This window comes from Pseudarthrobacter sp. 01T43, from assembly GCF_056398665.1.
Window position 1 is genome coordinate 93,030 of sequence record NZ_JBFTPV010000009.1, and the last position, 21,100, is coordinate 114,129.

At 64.3% G+C, this 21,100-nt stretch carries 20 protein-coding genes, 1 tRNA gene and 1 pseudogene; 14 read left to right on the plus strand and 8 right to left on the minus strand.

Annotation, left to right across the window (positions count from 1 at the left end; translation table 11 throughout):
- Window positions 1-3 precede the first annotated feature (3 nt).
- From AC1DIM_RS10965 to AC1DIM_RS10985, 5 genes are all read right to left on the minus strand, one after another.
- Window positions 4-720: a GNAT family N-acetyltransferase gene (locus tag AC1DIM_RS10965; RefSeq protein ID WP_477710511.1), complete on the minus strand. Its 717-nt coding sequence runs from the start codon at window positions 718-720 to the stop codon at window positions 4-6.
- A gap of 27 nt (window positions 721-747) precedes the next feature.
- Window positions 748-1,773, minus strand: a complete 1,026-nt coding sequence (locus AC1DIM_RS10970; protein WP_477710512.1) for an ATP-dependent 6-phosphofructokinase — start codon at window positions 1,771-1,773, stop codon at window positions 748-750.
- Between the two features lie 204 nt (window positions 1,774-1,977).
- Window positions 1,978-2,229 carry a PspC domain-containing protein gene (locus tag AC1DIM_RS10975; protein WP_477710513.1) on the minus strand — a complete coding sequence of 84 codons (252 nt, stop codon included), beginning with the start codon at window positions 2,227-2,229 and terminating at the stop codon, window positions 1,978-1,980.
- A gap of 3 nt (window positions 2,230-2,232) precedes the next feature.
- Window positions 2,233-2,526, minus strand: a complete 294-nt coding sequence (locus AC1DIM_RS10980; protein ID WP_477710514.1) for a hypothetical protein — start codon at window positions 2,524-2,526, stop codon at window positions 2,233-2,235.
- A gap of 1 nt (window position 2,527) precedes the next feature.
- Entirely contained in the window at window positions 2,528-4,081 is a 1,554-nt protein-coding gene (locus tag AC1DIM_RS10985) for a PspC domain-containing protein (RefSeq protein WP_477710515.1), read from the minus strand.
- Between the two features lie 124 nt (window positions 4,082-4,205).
- Here AC1DIM_RS10985 and AC1DIM_RS10990 point away from each other — a divergent pair, with 124 nt between their 5' ends.
- Window positions 4,206-5,669 carry an ATP-binding protein gene (locus tag AC1DIM_RS10990; RefSeq protein ID WP_477710516.1) on the plus strand — a complete coding sequence of 488 codons (1,464 nt, stop codon included), beginning with the start codon at window positions 4,206-4,208 and terminating at the stop codon, window positions 5,667-5,669.
- Complete coding sequence (locus AC1DIM_RS10995) at window positions 5,666-6,349, plus strand: LuxR C-terminal-related transcriptional regulator (protein WP_477710517.1); 684 nt, start codon at window positions 5,666-5,668, stop codon at window positions 6,347-6,349. Before AC1DIM_RS10990 ends, AC1DIM_RS10995 begins: the two co-directional genes overlap by 4 nt.
- Window positions 6,350-6,442: 93 nt before the next feature.
- On the opposite strand, the gene AC1DIM_RS11000 is transcribed toward AC1DIM_RS10995, so the two are convergent.
- The gene (locus AC1DIM_RS11000; protein WP_477710518.1) at window positions 6,443-7,660 is read right to left on the minus strand and encodes a pyridoxal phosphate-dependent aminotransferase; all 1,218 of its coding nucleotides are present in this window, start codon (window positions 7,658-7,660) and stop codon (window positions 6,443-6,445) included.
- Between the two features lie 270 nt (window positions 7,661-7,930).
- Between AC1DIM_RS11000 and AC1DIM_RS11005 the strand changes: the two genes are divergently transcribed.
- The 9 genes from AC1DIM_RS11005 to rplL all read left to right on the plus strand — a co-directional run bounded on the left by AC1DIM_RS11005 (window position 7,931) and on the right by rplL (window position 14,530).
- Window positions 7,931-8,003 (plus strand) — tRNA-Trp (locus AC1DIM_RS11005).
- An 81-nt stretch (window positions 8,004-8,084) separates the two neighbouring features.
- The gene (secE, locus tag AC1DIM_RS11010) at window positions 8,085-8,369 is read left to right on the plus strand and encodes a preprotein translocase subunit SecE (RefSeq protein ID WP_477710519.1); all 285 of its coding nucleotides are present in this window, start codon (window positions 8,085-8,087) and stop codon (window positions 8,367-8,369) included.
- Between the two features lie 115 nt (window positions 8,370-8,484).
- Window positions 8,485-9,360: a transcription termination/antitermination protein NusG gene (gene nusG / locus AC1DIM_RS11015; protein WP_477710520.1), complete on the plus strand. Its 876-nt coding sequence runs from the start codon at window positions 8,485-8,487 to the stop codon at window positions 9,358-9,360.
- Between the two features lie 130 nt (window positions 9,361-9,490).
- Window positions 9,491-9,922 carry a 50S ribosomal protein L11 gene (gene rplK, locus AC1DIM_RS11020; protein WP_190987336.1) on the plus strand — a complete coding sequence of 144 codons (432 nt, stop codon included), beginning with the start codon at window positions 9,491-9,493 and terminating at the stop codon, window positions 9,920-9,922.
- 185 nt (window positions 9,923-10,107) lie between these two features.
- Window positions 10,108-10,815 carry a 50S ribosomal protein L1 gene (gene rplA, locus AC1DIM_RS11025; protein ID WP_477710521.1) on the plus strand — a complete coding sequence of 236 codons (708 nt, stop codon included), beginning with the start codon at window positions 10,108-10,110 and terminating at the stop codon, window positions 10,813-10,815.
- A gap of 122 nt (window positions 10,816-10,937) precedes the next feature.
- Entirely contained in the window at window positions 10,938-12,050 is a 1,113-nt protein-coding gene (locus AC1DIM_RS11030; protein ID WP_477710522.1) for a GNAT family N-acetyltransferase, read from the plus strand.
- Between the two features lie 8 nt (window positions 12,051-12,058).
- Window positions 12,059-13,177, plus strand: coding sequence for a GNAT family N-acetyltransferase (locus tag AC1DIM_RS11035; protein WP_477710530.1), 1,119 nt, complete (start codon window positions 12,059-12,061; stop codon window positions 13,175-13,177).
- A gap of 295 nt (window positions 13,178-13,472) precedes the next feature.
- Entirely contained in the window at window positions 13,473-14,072 is a 600-nt protein-coding gene (gene rplJ, locus AC1DIM_RS11040) for a 50S ribosomal protein L10 (protein ID WP_477710523.1), read from the plus strand.
- A gap of 80 nt (window positions 14,073-14,152) precedes the next feature.
- A complete protein-coding gene (rplL, locus tag AC1DIM_RS11045; protein WP_164205871.1) occupies window positions 14,153-14,530 on the plus strand; it encodes a 50S ribosomal protein L7/L12 in 378 nt (125 codons plus the stop codon).
- Between the two features lie 118 nt (window positions 14,531-14,648).
- Here rplL and AC1DIM_RS11050 read toward each other — a convergent pair whose 3' ends face one another.
- Complete coding sequence (locus AC1DIM_RS11050; protein WP_477710524.1) at window positions 14,649-15,152, minus strand: aminoacyl-tRNA deacylase; 504 nt, start codon at window positions 15,150-15,152, stop codon at window positions 14,649-14,651.
- A complete protein-coding gene (locus AC1DIM_RS11055; protein WP_477710525.1) occupies window positions 15,152-16,351 on the minus strand; it encodes an acetyl-CoA C-acetyltransferase in 1,200 nt (399 codons plus the stop codon). The genes AC1DIM_RS11050 and AC1DIM_RS11055 overlap by 1 nt, the downstream gene beginning before the upstream one ends.
- 234 nt (window positions 16,352-16,585) lie before the next feature.
- On the opposite strand from AC1DIM_RS11055, the gene AC1DIM_RS11060 reads away from it, so the two are divergent.
- The 3 genes and pseudogenes from AC1DIM_RS11060 to AC1DIM_RS11070 form a co-directional block, all read left to right on the plus strand.
- Complete coding sequence (locus AC1DIM_RS11060; protein WP_477710526.1) at window positions 16,586-17,053, plus strand: hypothetical protein; 468 nt, start codon at window positions 16,586-16,588, stop codon at window positions 17,051-17,053.
- A 296-nt stretch (window positions 17,054-17,349) separates the two neighbouring features.
- Window positions 17,350-20,728: pseudogene (rpoB, locus tag AC1DIM_RS11065) on the plus strand (DNA-directed RNA polymerase subunit beta).
- A 121-nt stretch (window positions 20,729-20,849) separates the two neighbouring features.
- Window positions 20,850-21,100, plus strand: a 251-nt coding sequence (locus AC1DIM_RS11070) for a hypothetical protein (RefSeq protein WP_477710527.1), incomplete at its 3' end; no start/stop codon positions are given.

The window sequence follows — 21,100 nt, forward strand, 5'->3', positions numbered from 1 at the left end:
GCCTCAGCCCAGCTGCACGCTGGTCTGGATGCCGCCCGCGGTGAGGCCCAGTTGCCGCGCCAGGGCAACCGCCCCGGTGTTGCTCACCTCGGCCCGCCACTGGACAGTCAGGCCCGCGGCGAGTGCTTCATGGGCCGCGATCGAGGCTGCCAGCGAACCGAGTCCCCGGCGCCGCCACTCTGGGTCGACTAGGACTCCGAGGTGGCCCAGCAGGCCCTCCCATTCTGCGTACGCACCGCACGCCACGGGCACCTGCCGGCCGTCCACCTCATGCACGATGGTGTACCGGTTGTCGAGCTCGGACAGGCCCACTTCGTTGACGTCATCCGGCGGGCAAAGCCCTTCCAGCTCTATGGCCTCGGGGTTGCCGTGGGACACGGTCAGCTCCTCGGATGGCTGGCGCAGCGGCAGGTCGTCGGCGAAGAACAGCGCGGCAGCACCCAGGCCGTGGCCTCCGTGGGACCGCGTCAGGGTCAGGAGGGTCACGTGCTGGGCCATCTCGTCATCCGGGATGCCGGCCGCGGCGTCGATCAGCCACTGCGGACCCACCAGGGCGGAGCTGCCAAAAAGCCTGACGAACTCCACTGTCTTGGCCGCTTCGTCGGCCCTGACCACCCGCTCACCGGAAGCCAGGGACGAACCGAAAGCGTCGTCGTCGAGCCCCAGGTGCCGGGCCCACGCGAGCTGGATGATGGCGGCGGTACCGGGGTCAAGAGTCATATCCCCAGCCTAGGGGGAGTGCGCGGCTCAGCCGAACAGGACGGCGGCTTCGTCGTAGCGGTTCTGCGGCACAGTCTTGAGCTGGCCCAGGGCCTTCTCGAAGCCGACGTGCTCGATGTCGGTGCCCTTGAGCGCCACCATGGTGCCCCAGTAACCTTCCACCACCGAGTCGATGGCCGCCATACCCAGGCGGGTGGCCAGGACGCGGTCGAACGCTGACGGCACCCCGCCGCGCTGGATGTGGCCCAGGATGGTGGCGCGGGTTTCGATGCCGGTCCGCGCTTCGATCTCGGGCGCCAACTGGTCGGCAATGCCGCCCAGGCGGGGGCGTCCGAAGGTGTCCAGGCCGCGCTCGGAGTGCGGGGTTTCCATGTGGTCCGGCACGAATCCTTCAGCAACCACTACCAGCGGCGCGCGGCCGCGGTCGTGGGCTTCCTGGACCCATTCGGTGATCTGCTCGATGCTGACCTTCTGCTCCGGGATCAGGATGGCGTGGGCGCCGGCCGCCATGCCGGCGTGCAGGGCGATCCAGCCCACGTGGCGGCCCATGACCTCGGCGATCATGCACCGGTGGTGGGACTCGCCCGTGGTCCGGAGGCGGTCTATAGCCTCGGTGGCAATCTGGACGGCGGTGTCAAAGCCGAAGGTGTAGTCCGTGGCGTCGAGATCGTTGTCCACGGTCTTGGGCACGCCCACGATCTTGAGGCCGGCGTCCGTGAGGCGCTTGGCGGCTGCCAGGGTCCCTTCGCCGCCGATCGCGATGATCGCGTCAATCCCGAGACGGTCCATATGGGCCTTGATGACTTCAGGGCCGCCGCCGTTTTCGAAGGGGTTGGTGCGGGAGGTGCCCAGGATGGTGCCGCCCTGCTTGGCGATACCCCGGACCAAGGTGCGGGGGATCTCGATGATGTCGCCTTCCACCACACCGCGCCAGCCGTCCAGGAAGCCTACGAATTCGTGGCCGTGGATGGCGATACCTTTGAGGACCGCCCCGCGGATCACGGCGTTCAGTCCCGGGCAGTCCCCACCGCTGGTGAGAATTCCAATTTTCATGTCTCTGCTCAAATCCTGATGTGAAGGGGGTTAGGGGCAGAGCGCCACGCTGAGCTCACCTAGATTGTAGTCGGCCGTGTGCGTTACGACACAAACCCGTGACATAGGGCACCCTCTGGGCGATACAACAAAAGACGCCCGATCCGGAGGGGTTCTCCGGATCGGGGGCCCGTGCTGCGGGGCATTGTCTGCTTGGTGCCAGGATCAGCTGATGGAACGGCGGTCCAGGAAGTTCTGCAGGGGAATGGAGTTGCGCTGGTCGGGAAGGACCAGCCACGCCGCGATGTAGAACACGACAGCGGGACCCGGCAGGAGGCAGAAGACTAGGAAAGCGATCCGCACGAAGGCCACATCCACGTTGAGCTTCGCTGCGATGCCGCCGCACACGCCTCCCAGCCAGCTTTCCGGACCGCGTTTCAGGCCGAAGCCCCTGACGATGCTGAAGAACTTATCCATGGTTCAAGACTTCCCTGTTGTGGTTTCGTTGTCACGTTTCCGGGCCGAGAGCAGGCCGCCGATGACGAGGGCGGCGCCCGCCCCGATCATGAGCCCGATCAGCACATAGGTGCCGTTCAGCGTCACGAATCCCAACTGGGCGACGATGATGAGTGCTGCCAGTGCCAGGACAATGAGGCTCCAGACTATGGTGCCGACGCGGGCCGATGGCTGCGGCGGTGCGTCGGCTCCGGACGGCGTTGCCGGCGTCGTGCTTCCCGACTTGTATGAATCCGGTGCCGGATCAAAGCTGCTCATGTCAGTTTCCTTCCTGAATGGTGACGTTGCTGAAGGTGCCGTCGATCTGCACGATCAGGCTCGCCCCGCGTTTGTCCGTGTTGTACTTGCTTTCGCGGGTGGTGATGCCGCTGCGGCTGTCGGCGCCTTCGTGGATGTTGCCCATGGTCATATCGGCCCGCACCGTCACGGGGACATCCGCCGGGATGACCACGGTGACGTTGCTGGCTGTGATGTCAAGGGGAACCACGACGTCGGACGTCAGCGGGGCGGTAACTTTCAGGTTGGTGAGGTCAAGAGTGCCCCGGCCCGCGGTGACGTTGTAGCCGTCCCGGGCCTGGTCAATGCTTACAGGCGTCCAGTTCACATCAGTGAATCGGACCCTGTCACCGTTGCCCACCACGTTGAATATGCCACCGATGACGAGGGCAACCACGGCGAAGAGGCTGAGGATGCCCGCCGTCTTTCCGCGGAGGCCGGCAACCAGGATGCCCAGGCCCACCACGGCTGCGCCGCTCGCCCAGACGACGGCGTTGGCGGATTGGCCGAGATTGATCACGTTGAAGGCGTCGAGGGCCTTCAGTCCGCCGCCCACCAGGAGCGCTACGCCGGCGGTGACTGCCACGGCGGGGGCGCCGGGGCCAGAGGGGCGGGGGTGTGGTGCCCGGGCAGGGCCTTGCGCCTGGTAGCCGCCACCGTAGTTACCGCCGCCGTCGTAATTGTTACCGGAGTAGCCCCCGCCACCGTAGCTCCCGCCACCGTAGTTGCCGGCGCCATAGTTGTCGCCGCCGGGGAACGCACCGGCGGAGGGCGGCACGGCCCCTGCGGACGGCGTGTAGGGGGGAGTTACGGCGGAGCCGGCATCAGTTCCGGCGTAGGGCGAGGCATACGGGGCCGTGGGGTTCTGCGTGGCATAGGGGGCCGCGAAGGCGGCATTGCCGCCCGGGCCGGCGGGCCGGGGTGTGGCGTTCATGGGAGCTCCGTTCCGGGCCTTGTTCCGTTGGGTCAGGTAATAGATGAGGTAGATGGCGCCGCCCACCCAGAAGACGGTCCAGAGGAATCCGCCGAAGCCGTTGTGGCTCCAGCCCCAGAATCCGCCGCCGAGGCCGGTGAACCCGAGGACTGTGGTGATCAGCGCGCCTGTCATGCCGCTTGACCACCGGCCGGCGCCGGCTTCCTGGACGTGGATGCGCCCGTCGGGCTCGGGCAGGAAGGCCCATGCCAAGCCGTAGAGCAGGACGCCGATTCCGGCGAAGAGGGTCAGGACGATGAAGATGCCCCGGACGATCAGGGGGTCGATGCCCATCCGGTGTGCGATGCCGCTGGCGACGCCGCCGATCCACCGGTCGCGTCCACGGAAGATGCCGTGGCTCCGGATCCAAGGGAAGAAGTCAGTTGGCTGGCCGGCCGCCTGCGGGCGGGTGTGCTGGCCTGCGGCCGGGGGCGGCGGCAGGAGGGGTTCGGTGGGCTGGTCCTGACCGCGGGGCGGTAAGGGTTCAGTGGGCTGGTCCTGACCGCCTGGTGGAACGGGTTCGGTGGGCTGGCCGTCGTCGGGGGTAGGGGTCTGCGAGTTCATACTTCGATCCTGCCGTCAGCGGCGGCCGGGCTCTACTGGGGAACACCCTGACTCGTCCCTGAGTCACCCCCGGTTCCGGCCGGAAGCGGGTCCGGGGGACCCTGATCCGTGCTTGGATTGACTCATGACCACCGCATTTACCCGCCCCCCGCTGGTCCGCAGCACCGACCGCGTCATCGCGGGCGTGTGCGCCGGCCTCGCGGCTCATCTGGGCTGGCCGGTGCGAAGCGTCAGGATCGGCATGGCGCTCGCGACACTCGCCGGCGGTGCGGGGTTGGCATTCTACGCGTGGCTGTGGATCATGGTCCCCACCGCAGACGAAAGCGCCCGGCGCAACGCCCGGCGTCCGGCGTCGCCCATTGCTCCGGCCGTGAGCCTCACGTCCGCGCCCGCAACGGCGTCGCGCTTTACCGGCCATGGGCCGTCGGTTCCTCTGTGGGGAATGCCCGACGCCGGTGCTTCCGCGCCAGGCGTGCCCTCCAATGCGGGCGCTGCCGGTGCTGCTGTGCCGCCACTACCTGTCCCGGCCGCTGCTGTCCCGCCCGCTGGTGTCCCGTACGTCGCCGTCGACGGCGCTGCCCCCAATCCGCCGTGGTTCAGCGGGCGTGGAGTGCGCTACGGCAAGGAGATCCTGCTGGGAGCCGGCCTACTGCTGGTGGCGGGCATCATGATTGCGCAACTCATGGGGGTGGATGTGCCGCTGGGGACCCTCATACCCGCCGCCGCCGTGCTGGGCGGTGCAGCCATCGCCTGGATGCAGCTCGACGAAAACCGCCGTGCCGGGTTGGTGGACAAAACCAAGGCAGACCAGGCTGGCGGCTGGGGGCGCCTCGCCGCCGGCCTGGCGCTGGTGGTGGCAGGTGTGCTGGTGATGGTGTCCGGCTCGGGATCCTGGGAGCAGACCTGGCTGGCGCTGCTGGCATCGGTGGCGGTCCTGGGCGGGGTGGTGCTGGTGCTGCTGCCGTGGGCACTGAAATTTTGGCGGGACCTGGAAGCGGAGCGCTCTGGCAGGATCCGCGAAACCGAGCGGGCCGAGATCGCGGCGCACCTGCACGATTCCGTGCTGCAGACCCTGGCCCTGATCCAGCGGCGCGCCGGGAGTGAACACGACGTGGTCCGCCTGGCCCGGGCGCAGGAGCGTGAACTGCGGGGCTGGCTGTTCCAGGATCCGGGCAAGGAAGCCGGCCAGCTTTCGGACCGGATCAAGGCCACCGCCGCCGAAGTGGAGGACTTCCTGGGCAACGCCGTGGAGGTGGTCAGTGTGGGGGATACCCCCATGACCGAAGCCCACGAAGCCCTGGTCCAGGCCAGCCGCGAGGCGATGCTGAATGCCTCCCGGCACGGCGGCGGCACCGTCTCCGTGTACCTGGAGGTCACTGATGGCCGCGCCGAAGTCTTCGTGAAGGACCGGGGCCCCGGCTTTGACTTGAACGACGTTCCCGAGGACCGCCTGGGCGTCCGGGAATCCATCATCGGACGCATGAAGCGCCACGGCGGGACAGCCGCCATCACCAGCACCCCGGACGGCACCGAGGTGCGTTTGGGCCTGCCGGCGCGCCATCCGGATAACGCAGAAGGAAGATTATGAACAACGCACAGGGCGCCGCACCCGGCCGCTTGGCACAGTCCGTCCGCGTCGTAATTGTGGACGACCACGCTATTTTCCGGTCCGGCCTCAAAGCCGACCTCGACGCCAGCATCCAGGTGGTGGGTGAGGCCGCCACCGTGGAGCAGGCCATTGCAGTGATCGCCCGGGAACGGCCCGAGGTGGTGCTGCTGGATGTACACCTGCCAGGCGGCCTGGGCGGCGGGGGACGAGAAGTCATCGCCGGCTCCGCAGCGCTCCTGGGGACCACCAAGTTCCTGGCCCTCAGCGTCTCTGATGCAGCCGAAGACGTGGTGGCGGTCATCCGAGCGGGCGCCCGCGGCTATGTCACCAAAACCATTTCCGGCGCAGAAATCACGGACGCCGTCTACCGCGTGGCGGGCGGGGACGCCGTGTTCTCACCCCGGCTGGCCGGCTTTGTGCTGGATGCGTTCGGCACCGCGCCAGCCGACATCGCCGACGACGAACTCGACAAGCTCTCCGCCCGCGAACTGGAAGTGATGCGCCTGATCGCCCGTGGCTACAGCTACAAGGAAGTCGCCAAGGAGCTGTTCATCAGCATCAAGACGGTGGAAACCCACGTGTCCGCGGTGCTGCGCAAGCTCCAGCTTTCAAGCCGCCACGAGCTGACCAAGTGGGCTGCGGAGCGCCGCCTCCTCTAACCCACATTAACCTAGGATGCTCTATCACTTATGGTCCCCAAAAGCCGTAAATAGGGACCAAAAGTGATAGAGCATCGGGTGGTTGGCGGGGGCCTACTTGGCCTTGCCGAGGAAGTCCTGGAGCCGGGCGACGCCGGTGGCCAGGTCCTCGTCGCCGAGGGCGTAGGAGAGCCGCAGGAAGCCGGAGGGGCCAAAGGCCTCACCCGGCACCACAGCAACTTCGACCTCGTCCAGGATCAACGCAGCCAGTTCGGCGGAGGTCGACGGCGTCGCCGTGCCTGCCGCCGTCGGGAATTCCTTCCCAAGCAGCGCGCGGACGTCCGGGTACACATAGAACGCGCCCTTCGGCGTCGGGCATTCCACCCCGTCGATGGCGTTCAGTCCGGCGACAGTCGCCTTGCGGCGGCGGTCAAAGGCCACCTTCATCTCGTCGACCGCGGTCAGCGGTCCGGAGACGGCGGCGAGGGCGGCGATCTGCATAATGTTGGAGACGTTGGAGGTTGAGTGGGACTGCAGGTTGGTGGCGGCCTTGATGACGTCGGCCGGGCCGATCATCCAGCCGACACGCCAGCCGGTCATCGCGTAGGTCTTGGCCACACCGTTGAGGACGACCACTTTGTCGCCCAGTTCCGGGGCTGCGGTGGCGATGGAAGTGAACGGGACGCCGTCGTAGGTCAGGTGCTCGTAGATCTCGTCGGTGACCACCCACAGGCCCTTGGACGCGGCCCATTTGCCGATTTCGGCGACCTGTTCGGGAGAATACACGGCGCCGGTGGGATTGGACGGTGAGACAAAGAGCAGGATTTTGGATTTCTCCGTGAGTGCTGCCTCGAGCTGCTCCACCGTGACCAGGTAGTCCTGCTCCGGGCCGGCGAAAACCTCCACGGGAACGCCGCCGGCGAGCCGGATGGCCTCCGGGTACGTGGTCCAGAACGGCGTGGGCACAATCACTTCGTCGCCCGGATCCACCAGCGTGGCGAAAGTGTTGTAGACGGCCTGCTTGCCGCCATTGGTCACCAGCACCTGGGACGGGTCAACGGTGTAGCCGGAATCACGCAAGGTCTTCTCCGCGATGGCCTTCTTCAGCTCCGGCAGGCCACTGGCGGGGGAGTAGCGGTGGTACCTGGGCTGGCCGGCTGCCTCGATGGAGGCCTTCACGATGTAGTCCGGGGTGGGGAAGTCCGGTTCGCCCGCACCGAAGCCAATGACCGGCCGGCCGGCTGCCTTGAGCGCCTTGGCCTTGGCGTCAACGGCCAGGGTTGCGGATTCGGCAATGGCGGATATGCGCTGGGAAACGCGGGCGGAAGACATGGCGGGTCCGTTCTTCGCTTGCAGCCCGAAGGCTGAATGGTGGAATTCGACGAGATCTACTCTATGCTGTTCACCGGATCGTTCGGATTGCCGGCGTGGATGTGACTGCAGGCCAGGAGCACCCACGAGGGCGGCACGGAGGTCCGGAACGAGGCTGGTTCGACGTAGACGAAGTTGTTGCGTAGACTTGTTCTCCGGTGTTGAAACACGGATGATGGCGTGCGCCCCAGTGAAAGCTGGCAATCGCGGCAGGGTTCGTTTTCCTCACATAGGGTAGTGGCGCAATTGGTAGCGCAGCGGTCTCCAAAACCGCAGGTTGCAGGTTCGAGTCCTGTCTGCCCTGCGCAAGCTGTTCCGGCGGAATGCCGGAGCACGCGCAGTAACCATGGTTCTGATCTGGACCGGGTAATCCAACATTGCAAAGATGAGCGAGGACCAGGTGACCGAAACAGCTGCCAGCAGCTCCAAGGGCCGCCCAGCTAAGAAGGCCGCCAAGGCAAACTTCTTCGCTCGTATTGCACTCTTCGTCCGCCAGGTCATCGGCGAACTGAAGAAGGTTGTTGCACCAACCCGCAAGGAACTGATCAATTACACGCTCGTGGTGCTGGTGTTCGTGGCCATCATGATGGTGATCGTCAGCATTTTGGATCTCGGTTTTGGAACCGCGGTCAGCTGGGTCTTTGGCGGGATCGCTCCCACGGACCGCTAAGGCGCACCGTCCGCAGGCCGCGTGGCACTGACCGGGTAACCGGTAAGAAGCTATGGGTGTGCGGAATTGAGCCATTTAAATAGGCATGTTAGGCAATGAGGAAGCAGGAGACCAAGTGTCTGAGCAGGAGCTCGAGGTAACCGAGACTGAGCTGGAAGAGTCCACGGACAACACGGCGGCCCCCACGGTCGAAGCCGGTGAAGAGTCCGAGGTCGAGTCCGCTGCGCCCGAATCTGCCGACGCCGAGTCTGACGCTGCAGCGGCGGAGGATTCCGACGCCGATTCTGACGTTGCAGAGGATGCCTCCGACGAGGATGCCGATACAGAAGGCGACGTTGCTGAAGGCGCTGACGCCGACGCCCTGGCAGCCGCCGCCGCAAAGGCCGAGGTCGACCCCGCCGACGAATTCAAAGCCAAGCTKCGCCGCCAGGAGGGTGACTGGTACGTCATCCACTCCTACGCMGGYTACGAAAACCGCGTCAAGGCCAACCTTGAGACCCGCATCCAGACCCTGGACATGGAAGATTACATCTTCGAAATCCAGGTTCCCATGGAAGAAGTCGTGGAGATCAAGAATGCCCAGCGCAAGGTCATCAACCGCGTCCGCATTCCCGGCTACGTACTCGTCCGCATGGACCTGACGGATGCCTCCTGGGGCGCCGTCCGCCACACTCCCGGTGTTACCGGCTTCGTGGGCAACGCCCACAACCCGGTGCCGCTGCGCCTGGACGAAGTCTTCTCCATGCTCGCGCCGGTCTTCGAAGAAGAGCAGGCCGAAAAGGGCAAGCCGGTCAACAAGCAGTCGCAGACCCCGGTTGACGTGGACTTCGAGGTTGGCGAGTCCGTCATCGTCAAGGAAGGTCCGTTCGAGACCCTCCCCGCCACGATCTCCGAGATCAAGGTTGAATCCCAGACTCTTGTGGTCCTCGTGTCGATCTTCGAACGTGAGACTCCTGTCACCCTGGCGTTCAACCAGGTCAGCAAGATCTAGCAACCCGCACAGAATTCGTTCCGGACTGCCCGCTTAGCAGCCCCGGAACGGCCGGCCGCCTCGCCATGGCGGCCAACAACCTGAGGCACGCTCCTGTGTCCCAGGAAGATATTGAGAGAAGGACCTTACATTGGCTCCCAAGAAGAAGGTCACCGGCCTCATCAAGCTGCAGATCCAGGCAGGCGCCGCTAACCCGGCCCCGCCGATCGGTCCTGCGCTTGGCCAGCACGGTGTCAACATCATGGAATTCTGCAAGGCGTACAACGCTGCAACAGAAGCCCAGCGCGGAAACGTTATCCCCGTGGAAATCACGGTCTACGAAGACCGTTCCTTCACGTTCATCACCAAGACCCCGCCGGCTGCAGAGCTCATCAAGAAGGCTGCAGGCGTTGCCAAGGGTTCACCCACCCCGCACACCGTCAAGGTTGCAAAGCTGACCCAGGCCCAGGTCAACGAGATCGCCTCCACCAAGATGGAAGACCTCAACGCCACGAGCCTCGAAGGCGCAGCGAAGATCATCGCCGGCACCGCCCGCTCCATGGGTATCACCGTAGAGGGCTAATCCCCTTCGCTGCCTGAATGTTGGGTTCGGGAAACCGATCACGACGACGGGTGGCACCGCCGGGCAACCGGCACCACCGAAACTGAAATGTTGGGAACCGGGCACGTATAGCGAGCCCGTGCACCGACTGTGGCAGGGCCCAGCGCGGTCCGCAGACCACAACTGCACAAGGAGAAATAAGCAGCATGGCAAAGCGCAGCAAAGCATATGAGGCAGCAGCCGCCAAAATCGACGCGGAGAAGTTCTACGCGCCGTTCGAGGCAGTAACGCTCGCCAAGGACACCAACCCGTCCAAGTTCGACGCCACCGTTGAGGTTGCCTTCCGCCTGGGCGTTGACCCTCGCAAGGCTGACCAGATGGTCCGCGGCACGGTCAACCTGCCCCACGGCACCGGCAAGGTCTCCCGCGTCCTCGTTTTCGCAACGGGCGACAAGGCCGAGGCAGCAATCGCCGCCGGCGCCGACTTTGTTGGTTCCGATGACCTGATCGAAAAGATCGCAGCCGGCTGGACCGACTTCGACGCCGCTGTTGCCACCCCTGACCTCATGGGCAAGGTTGGCCGCCTCGGTAAGGTCCTGGGTCCGCGTAACCTTATGCCGAACCCSAAGACCGGCACCGTGACCGCTGACGTCACCAAGGCTGTCAACGACATCAAGGGCGGCAAGATCGACTTCCGCGTCGACAAGCACTCGAACCTGCACTTCATCATCGGCAAGGTTTCCTTCGACGMMMTCAAGCTGGCCGAGAACTACGCAGCMGCWCTGGAAGAGGTSCTTCGCCTGAAGCCGTCCGCTTCCAAGGGCCGCTACATCCAGAAGGCCACCGTGGCCACCACGTTCGGTCCCGGCATCTCCGTTGACCCGAACGTCACGAAGGTCCTGACCGAGGTCTAATCCTCAACAGCGACTCGCGCCGGACCTGTCCGGCACACCCAAAGACCGCCCGGCATTTCGCCGGGCGGTCTTTGTGCTTAACTGCCGCTCGACTGAACAGGCCGGATCGCTAGGCTTGGGTGATGACTGCGCTGGCTATCACCCCGGTAAAGATCCCGCCAACGCCCGACCCCGGCACTTCCGTCCTCCCCGGAAGTCCGGACAGTGCCACGGAGTTCCAGGCGTGCCACGCGCTGCTCGAGGCGCACGAACTGGAGAAGTGGGGCAACCTGGACCGGTGCCCCACGCTCCTGGAGGATCTGGAGTACTGGCGGGGGAGCGATTACGAGGAGCGGCACCTGTTCATGGCGCGGCAGGGCGGGAGGACCCTGGGCACGTGCTCGGTGACGCTGCCGTTGCGTGAAAACTGGACTACAGCCGGCATCAACGTCCTGGTGCCGTCCGGCTACCGGCGGCAGGGCTGGGGGCGCAGGCTGTTGGAACACGCGGAAGCCGTGGCGACGGCGCGTGCCCGGACGTCGCTGGAGGCCTACTGTGAGTTGCCCGCCGAGAAGGTGGAGCGCGCCGGGCGGCTTGTTCCCGCCAAGTCCGGGGCCGGGGGACTTCCCGCAGATGATGCCAGCGTGGCCTTTGCCGCCGCCTGCGGCTATAAACTGGAACAGGTGGAGCGGGCCGGCCGCCTGGCGCTTCCCGTCCCTGCCGACCAGCTTCAGGAGCTGGAGAGCGCGGCGCTCCTGCGGGCCGGCGGCTACGCCGTGGTGGCCTGGGCTGACAAGTGCCCGGAGTGGCTCGTGGCCGAGTACGCGATCCTCAGGAACCGGATGACCCTTGATGTGCCCACCGCCGGACTGGACTGGGAAGCCGAGGATTGGGACCCGGCCAGGGTTCGGCATGAAGAGCGGGCAAATGGCCGCGGCGGGGTGCAGGCGCAGGTCACGGCAGCCCTGCATGAGGGCACCGGCCGGCTCGTGGCTTACACGGTGCTGACCTGGCGGGCTGGCGTTCCTGCGAGCATCATCCAGCAGGACACCCTGGTCACCGCGGAACATCGCGGGAAGAAACTCGGGCTGCTGACTAAGGTTAAGAACCTGCAGGCTGCCCAGGAACGGTGGCCCGCGGCGCGTTCGGTGCTTACATGGAACGCCGTGGAAAACCAGCATATGCTGGCGATCAATACATCGCTTGGATTCAAGCCTGCTGGTTATGAGGGTGAATGGCAGAAACGGCTGGGATGATGCCCTTTATGGCTAAAGACGTGCGGATCGAACAGCTGTGGATCCCGGACACCCTTGACGCGCCTGACGCAGCGGATTTCCTCGCGGCAGTGGAGGTGGGCCGCAAAGTCAGAATGCAGACGTGGGGGAGCGATGACCTCGCGTATACGCCGCTGGAAAAACTGCTTGAGCTGGCCGACCCGTACGAGCGCCAGGTAATTCTCGTGGCGAAGGTGGACGGCGAGATCGTGGGGGCGGTGGACATCGCCCTGCCGCTGACGGACAACCTCGACCTGGCGGAATTCACTCTGGACATCCTGCCTGAAATCCAGCGTCAGGGTGTGGGCCGCAAGCTCCTCCAGGCCGCCGAACACCTTGCCCGCAGCGAGGGCCGCACGCTGATCCTGGTGGACACCAACCATCCGGGCGCGTCACTGCATGAGTTTGAGAAGGCGCAACTGGTCCCGGGCTCGGGGCAAGGGTTTGTGCCGCTGGAAAGCCGGGAAGTCGAGTTTGCCCGCAGCACCGGTTACACCCTCCAGCACATCGAACAGTTCAGTTCCTGCGCGCTTCCGCTGGATACCAAGCTCGTAGCTGTTCTGCAGGCCGAGGCAGAGGAAGCCAACAACGGCCGCTACCGGCTCCACCATTGGACGGATCGCTGCCCGGACGAGTGGCTGGAAGCGGTGGCCACGCTCGAGAACCAGGCGGGCGCCGACGTCGACCCTTCCCTGGAGCCGCCCATTGAGCAGGGGATGGTGTTCGACGGCGGAATCCTCCGGGAAGCGGAAGAGGTCACCATCGCGCAGGGGCGGCGCACGGTGGTAACGGCCGTCGAGCACCTCGCCAGCGGATCCCTCGTGGGCCTTACCACGATCAGCGTCCTGGCCCATCGGCCGGACGTGGTGTTCCAGGACGACACGCTGGTCCTGCAGGAGCACCGCGGAAACAAGCTGGGCCTGCTGATCAAGGTAGCCAACATGGAACGGCTCACCGAGCAGTTCCCTGACGCCCGCGTCATTTACACCTGGAACGCGCCGGAGAACAGGTACCTGCTGACGGTCAACCAGCAGCTCGGTTTCACTACTGCTGGCGTGACAGGCATCTGGCAGAAGGAGCTGCCGTTCCTGGGTACCAGCAAGAGCTGAGGCCGATTTGGTAGAGCGGCGGGGCGTCCCGTAAGCTTGAACTACCAAAGACCGTCGGTTGTTGGAAATCCATTCTCCTGAACGCAGCTCAACTCTGCAGTTGTGCGCGGGAGGCCAAATGGGTTTCTGGACGAAGGACCCTGACATAGGGCGGCCGGCGCAGGTGAACGAAGCAAACGCTCCACGGCATCAGCCATGTTGAGCCAAGCCCCGTGCATCTGCGCGGGGCGTTTTTAGTTTTAGCTCATCTGAGCGGGGACCGTCGCATACCGGCACTATCCCCGGAAGGAGGGTTATGGCAACGCCTACAAAGGTTTCAGCAGTAGCTGAGATCGCTAACGATTTCAAGGAATCGAACGCCGCTGTCCTGACCGAATACCGCGGGCTCACCGTTGCACAGCTCAAGCAGCTGCGTGTTTCTCTCGGCCAGGACACCAAGTTCTCGGTCGTCAAGAACACCCTGACCGCTATTGCAGCCAAGGAAGCCGGCGTTGAAGCATTCAACGACCAGCTCTCCGGCCCCACTGCAATCGCGTTCATCAAGGGTGACGCAGTTGCCGCTGCCAAGAGCCTGACGGATTTTGCCAAGGCCAACAAGCAGCTGGTCATCAAGACCGGTTACTTCGAGGGCAAGGCACTGAACGCCAGCGAAGTTGCTGCCCTGGCAGCGCTCGAGTCCCGCGAGCTGCAGCTCGCCAAGGTTGCAGGCATCCTCAAGGCACCTGCTGCCGCCGCTGCACGCATCATTGACGCACTGCGCCTCAAGCTTGAAGAAGAGAACGGTGCACCGGCAGCTGCCGAGGCTCCCGCCGCTGACGAAGCTCCTGCAGCTGAAGAAGCCCCCGAAGCAGCTGCAGAGGCTCCCGCCGACGCACCCGCTGCCGAAGAGAACTAGTTTCTCTTTACCCACCAGACTCCGGTGTGAAGGCAACGGCCCAGGCCGCCAAGCACCACCTATAGGAAGGACGCCACACCATGGCGAAGCTCACCAACGAAGAGCTCATTGAAGCTTTCAAGGAACTGACCATCATCGAGCTCTCCGAGTTCGTCAAGCTCTTCGAAGAGACCTTCGAAGTAACCGCAGCTGCTGTTGCTGTTGCCGGCCCCGCCGGTGGCGGCGCTGCTGAAGAAGCCGAAGAGAAGACCGAATTCGACGTCGTTCTCGAATCTGCTGGCGAAAAGAAGATCGCAGTGATCAAGGAAGTTCGCGCCATCACTTCCCTCGGTCTCAAGGAAGCTAAGGACGTTGTTGACAGCGCTCCGAAGGCTGTTCTCGAAGGCGTCACCAAGGAAGCTGCCGAGAAGGCAAAGGAGCAGCTCGAGGCTGCCGGCGCTACCGTTACCCTCAAGTAACTCACGCTGCTTCACGGAAAACCCCGTCCACTTCGGTGGGCGGGGTTTTCCTGCATTTAAGCCCAACTGGGTAGCAGTAGATGTCGTTTTGAGGGCTGAAAACGACATCTACTGCTACTTACATGGGGTTGGGATCTGAAATGTCAGCGACGACGGCACCAAGGGCCGAGGTGAGCTCGTCCGCTTCAACAAAGGCGCTGTAGCCGTGCTCGCCGGCGCCCATGGAGATCCGCCGGCCCGTGATCGTAGCGTCCGCGTACACCGGCCAGGCCGTGGTGCTGCCGAGCGGGGTGATGGTGCCGCGCTCGTACCCCGTGGCATCCAGGGCCACGTCGGCCGGTGGCAGCGACAGCTTGTTCACGCCCACCAGGGCGCGCAGTTTGGGCCAGGAGATCTGCCGGTCGCCCGGAATCAGCGCAAACAGGAACGTCCCGTCCTTGTGCTTGACCACCAGCGACTTCACGATGTCAGCCGGGGTGATGCCCAGGATCCCGGCCGCCTCCGCCAGGCTCCGCGCCGCAAGCCGCTCCACAATCTGCACGTCGAGGCCGCGCGCGGCTGCGTCAGCCAGGAAGCGCTGACGTCCGACGGCGGCGCTTCCGTTGTCGACCTGGCCCACCATCAGTCGCGGTACAGCAGGAGGGCCTCGCCCTGGCCGCCGCCGCCGCACAGGGAGACAGCCGCCTTGCCGCTGCTCCGCCGCTTGAGTTCATGGGCCGCGTGCAGGGCGAGTCTTGCACCGGAGGCCCCGATGGGGTGGCCCAGTGCGATGGCGCCGCCGTGGATGTTGCACTTCTCCAAGGGATAGTCCAGGTCCTTCAAGGACTGCACCGCCACCGAACCAAACGCTTCGTTGATTTCGATGAAGTCCAGGTCCTTGGTGGTCCACCCCGCCCGCCCCAATGCGTTTTTGATCGCGTTGGACGGCTGGGAATGCAGGGAGTTGTCCGGGCCCGCGACCTGGCCCGGCTTGCCCACCACAGCCAGGTATTCCAGCCCGTTTTCCTCGGCGAACTGTCGTGATGAAAGCACCAGTGCGGCGGCGCCGTCGGACAGGGGAGAGGAGTTGCCGGCGGTGATGGTCCCATCGGTGACGAACGCGGCCCGGAGGCCGGCGAGTGTCTCGACGGATGTGTTGGGCCGGACCCCTTCGTCGGTGGCGACCACCAGGGGATCGCCCTTGCGCTGCTTGACGCTGATGGGCGCAATCTCGTCGTCGAAAATTCCGTCTTTAGTAGCCAGTGCGGCACGTTGGTGCGATTGGGCCGCCACGTTGTCCTGCGAAGTCCGGTCGATGCCGAGGGTGAGGTTCTTGGTCTCGGTGGAGAGGCCCATGGACTGGCCGTCGAAGGCGTCCGTGAGGCCGTCGTGGGCGGCAACATCCAAAGCCTGGATGGCGCCGTAGGTCCAGCCCTGGCGTGAACCGGGGAGGAGGTGGGGTGCGCGGGTCATGGACTCCTGGCCGCCGGCAACCACCACCGTGGCGTCACCGCTGCGGATCATGCGGGCGGCGTCGATCACGGCGGTCAGGCCGGACAGGCACACCTTGTTGATGGTGACGCTGGGTACGTTCCAGCCGATGCCGGCACCAATGGCACTCTGCCGCGCCGGGTTCTGCCCGGCACCGGCCTGCAGCACCTGGCCCATGATGACCGCATCCACCTTGCCTGCGTCCACGCCGCTCGCTGTGAGCGCGGCCCTGATGGCGTGCGCTCCGAGCTCGACGGCGGTAAAGCTCGCCAGTTGCCCGTTGAGGCGGCCCTGCGGGGTCCGCGCTGCTGCCAGGATGACAACGTCAGTGTTGTTCATGGTGTTGCCCATTGTGATCTCTTCCGCTCTGTAACGTGTAGGCCAAGGCTATCGTGAGCCTCTTCACACGTTAATCCAAACGCAGAAGCGGCTTCCGGGATTCCGCAACGTGGGCATCCGCGCAGGGGGATAGGGGAGGACTACCCATCCCTGTGATGTGCGCCGTCCCGCCACGGTGCGTAGGCTGGACGGCGAACGCAAGCCTCACGGCAGCGCAAAACGCAGCGCAAAACAGGGAGCAGAATCTTGAAGAAAATCCTCGCCGCGGCGGCCGTCGCCTGCCTCACCGGACTCACGGCCTGCAGCGTCACCACTCCTGCTCCGGAGGGCGCCGCTTCGACGACCACGCCGAAAACCTCCAGCGCCGCACCTTCCCAGGCGTCGCCGTCGCGCTCCACCGGCACGACGGCTCCCCAAGCCGGCCAGGTAAAGGACGCCTGCGAGCTGTTCAATTCGCTCTTCGCCGAGTACCGGGCCAGCGAGCCGACGTCCAACGCCTACGAAGAGATCTACGCAAAGGCCTGGAAAGCCAAGGACGCGTACACGGGGAACCTCAGAGGACTGTTTTCGTCGCTGAGCGCAATGACCATCAGCCACTCTGCCGTTGTCGAAAAGGGCGGCCAGCCGGACCAGGTCACCAAGGACGCCGTGCGCGACGCGGTCTTTGCGAACGCTGGAGCGTGCACGGCTGAGGGTGTGACGCTCACGCTCTGACGCCTGATACGCACCTAAAAAACGGTGCTTGCAAAACGTGCGGTTGTGGGGTAGACACGTAATGGGTTTTGCCGTATCGTAGATATTTGCGTCTTCCCTGTTTACCTTCAGCCTTCATATAGCGGTGGGCTTTGCCTGGCAGCTGACCATCAACGTGCCGTCAACAACGTCATTGTATGGTCAGCCCCGGCCCCGGGTCATATAGCGGAACCGGATGGTAGCACTGCGGAGTCATTTCGCAGGGTGCACAGCGGGGGAGATCTGAAAACGCCTGAAGGTCTGTGGAAGGATCCCTCTTGGTCGCCTCGAGCACCTCTAATAACCAAACCGCTAACACCGCCGACAGCACTGATGGTGCCACTCGCCGGCTCTCATTCGCAAAGATTCACGAACCGCTTGACGTTCCGAATCTCCTTGCCCTGCAGACGGACAGCTTCGACTGGCTGGTCGGAAACGAACGCTGGCAGGCACGCGTAGCGAAGGCCGTCGAAGAAAACGACCTCAGCGTCGCCACCWCSTCCGGACTKKCSGACATCTTCGAAGAGATCTCCCCGATCGAGGACTTCCAGGGCACCATGTCCCTGAGCTTCTCCGATCCGGAGTTCGCTGATCCCAAGTACACCATGGCCGAGTGCAAGGACCGGGACGCAACTTACTCGGCTCCGCTGTACGTCAAGGCCGAGTTCATGAACAACAACACGGGCGAAATCAAGCAGCAGACCGTGTTCATGGGCGACTTCCCGCTGATGACCGAGAAGGGCACCTTCGTCGTCAACGGCACCGAGCGTGTGGTCGTCTCCCAGCTGGTCCGTTCACCGGGCGCCTACTTTGAGCGCACCGCTGACAAGACCAGTGACAAGGACATCTTCACTGCCAAGATCATCCCGTCCCGCGGTGCATGGTTTGAACTCGAGATCGACAAGCGCGATCAGGTCGGCGTCCGCCTCGACCGCAAGCGCAAGCAGTCGGTCACCGTTCTGCTGAAGGCCCTCGGCTGGACCGAAGGCCAGATCCTCGAAGAGTTCGGTCAGTACGACTCCATGCGTGCAACGCTGGAGAAGGACGCCACCGAAACCCGCGAAGACGCGTTGCTGGACATCTACCGGAAGCTGCGACCGGGCGAGCCGCCCACAGTCGAGGCTGCCCAGTCCCTGCTGGACAACCTGTACTTCAACTCCAAGCGCTATGATCTGGCCAAGGTTGGCCGTTACAAGATCAACCGCAAGCTTGGCATCGACCGCTCCCTCGGTGACAAGGAAGCTTCGGTCCTGCACGTTGAAGACATCGTGGCCATGATCAAGTTCCTGGTTGCCCTGCACGCCGGCGAGAAGACCCTTACGGGCAAGCGCGACGGCCAGGACCACGAGCTGCGCGTCGAGATCGATGACATCGACCACTTCGGCAACCGCCGCATCCGCGCTGTCGGCGAGCTCATCGAGAACCAGGTCCGCACCGGCCTGTCCCGTATGGAGCGCGTTGTCCGCGAGCGTATGACCACCCAGGACGTCGAGGCCATCACGCCGCAGACCCTGATCAACATCCGCCCCGTTGTCGCAGCCATCAAGGAGTTCTTCGGAACGTCCCAGCTGTCGCAGTTCATGGACCAGAACAACCCGCTCTCGGGTCTGACCCACAAGCGCCGTCTGTCCGCGCTCGGCCCGGGTGGTCTGTCCCGTGACCGTGCAGGCATGGAAGTTCGAGACGTTCACCCGTCCCACTACGGACGTATGTGCCCCATCGAAACCCCTGAAGGCCCGAACATTGGTCTGATCGGTTCGCTGGCTTCCTACGGCCGCATCAACCCGTTCGGTTTTATCGAGACTCCTTACCGTCTCGTTTCCGAAGGCGTTGTCGCCGATGACGTCCAGTACCTCACGGCCGACGACGAAGCAGAGGTCCTGATCGCACAGGCCAACGCTCCGCTGGACGAGAACAAGCGCTTCGCCGAAGAGACCGTCCTGGTCCGCGCCCGTGGTGGTGGAGGCGAGCCCGTGCTGGTTCCCGCCGCCGACGTCGAGTTCATGGACGTTTCCCCGCGCCAGATGGTGTCCGTGGCCACGGCCCTGATCCCGTTCCTCGAGCATGACGATGCTAACCGCGCACTCATGGGTGCCAACATGCAGCGCCAGGCCGTGCCGCTGGTCCGTTCCGAGGCCCCGTTCGTGGGCACCGGCATGGAGCGTGCAGCCGCCGTCGACGCCGGTGATGTCACCATCGCGAAGAAGGCAGGTGTGGTTACCGAGGTCTCCGCTGAGCTGGTCATCATGCTCAACGACGACGGTACGGAAACCAACTACCGCATCAACAAGTTCGCGCGTTCCAACCAGGGCAACTGCTACAACAACCGCGTCCTGGTTAACGAAGGCCAGCGCCTCGAAGTCGGCGGCATCATCGCCGACGGCCCGGCAACGGACCAGGGCGAGCTCGCCCTCGGTAAGAACCTGCTCGTGGCATTCATGTCATGGGAAGGCCACAACTTCGAGGACGCCATCATCCTCTCGCAGCGCATTGTTGCCGAGGACGTTCTTTCCTCCATCCACATCGAGGAGCACGAGATCGATGCCCGCGACACCAAGCTTGGTGCCGAGGAAATCACCCGTGACATCCCCAACGTGTCCGAGGAAGTCCTGGCAGGCCTGGACGAGCGCGGCATCATCCACATCGGTGCTGAAGTTGAAGCCGGCGACATCCTGGTCGGAAAGGTCACCCCGAAGGGTGAAACCGAACTGACCCCGGAAGAGCGCCTGCTGCGCGCCATCTTCGGTGAGAAGTCCCGCGAAGTGCGTGACACGTCCCTGAAGGTTCCGCACGGCGAGTCCGGCACCGTCATCGGTGTCCGCGTCTTCGACCGCGACAACGACGACGAACTGCCCCCGGGCGTGAACCAGCTGGTCCGCGTTTACGTGGCTGCCAAGCGCAAGATCACCGACGGTGACAAGCTCGCCGGCCGTCACGGCAACAAGGGTGTTATCTCCAAGATCCTCCCGATCGAGGACATGCCCTTCCTTGCCGACGGTACCCCCGTTGATATTGTCCTGAACCCGCTGGGTGTTCCGGGCCGTATGAACGTCGGCCAGGTGCTCGAAACGCACCTCGGCTGGGTTGCCAAGACCGGTTGGAAGATCGAAGGCGAGCCCGAGTGGATCAAACAGCTGCCGAACCTGCCGCGCGAGAGTGGCCAGACCACTGTTGCAACGCCGGTGTTCGATGGCGCACGTGAAGAGGAAATCACGGGCCTGCTGGACTCCACCAACGTGACCCGCGACGGCGACCGCCTGATCAACTCCTCAGGCAAGACCCGCCTGTTCGACGGCCGCTCCGGCGAGCCGTTCCCGGATCCGATCTCCGTGGGCTACATGTACATCCTGAAGCTCCACCACCTGGTGGACGACAAGATCCACGCGCGCTCCACCGGCCCGTACTCCATGATCACGCAGCAGCCGCTGGGTGGTAAGGCCCATCGTCAAGGGCGAGAACATCCCCGAACCGGGCGTTCCTGAGTCCTTCAAGGTCTTGATCAAGGAAATGCAGTCGCTGTGCCTGAACGTGGAAGTACTTTCCACGGACGGAACCACAATTGAAATGCGTGACTCTGATGACGCAGTCTTCACGGCTGCGGAAGAACTGGGCATCGATCTGTCTCGTGCAGAGCCCAGTTCCGTAGAAGAGGTTTAGCAGGTTGATGTCCGGGGGAAAAGCAAGCGGCCCCGCCGCGCTGCCTTTCCCCGGATGTCGCCTCCCTCCTCCCGCAACCCAAGACTTCAGAATTTAGAGAACAAGAGAGAACAGGGACCATATGTCCAGCGAATCCTCCTTCGGCCTCATGCAGATCGGCCTCGCCACCGCGGATGACATCCGTGGCTGGTCTTACGGCGAGGTTAAGAAGCCGGAAACCATTAACTACCGCACGCTCAAGCCCGAGAAGGACGGCCTCTTCTGCGAGAAGATCTTCGGCCCGTCCCGCGACTGGGAATGCTACTGCGGTAAGTACAAGCGCGTGCGCTTCAAGGGCATCATCTGTGAGCGTTGTGGCGTCGAAGTCACCCG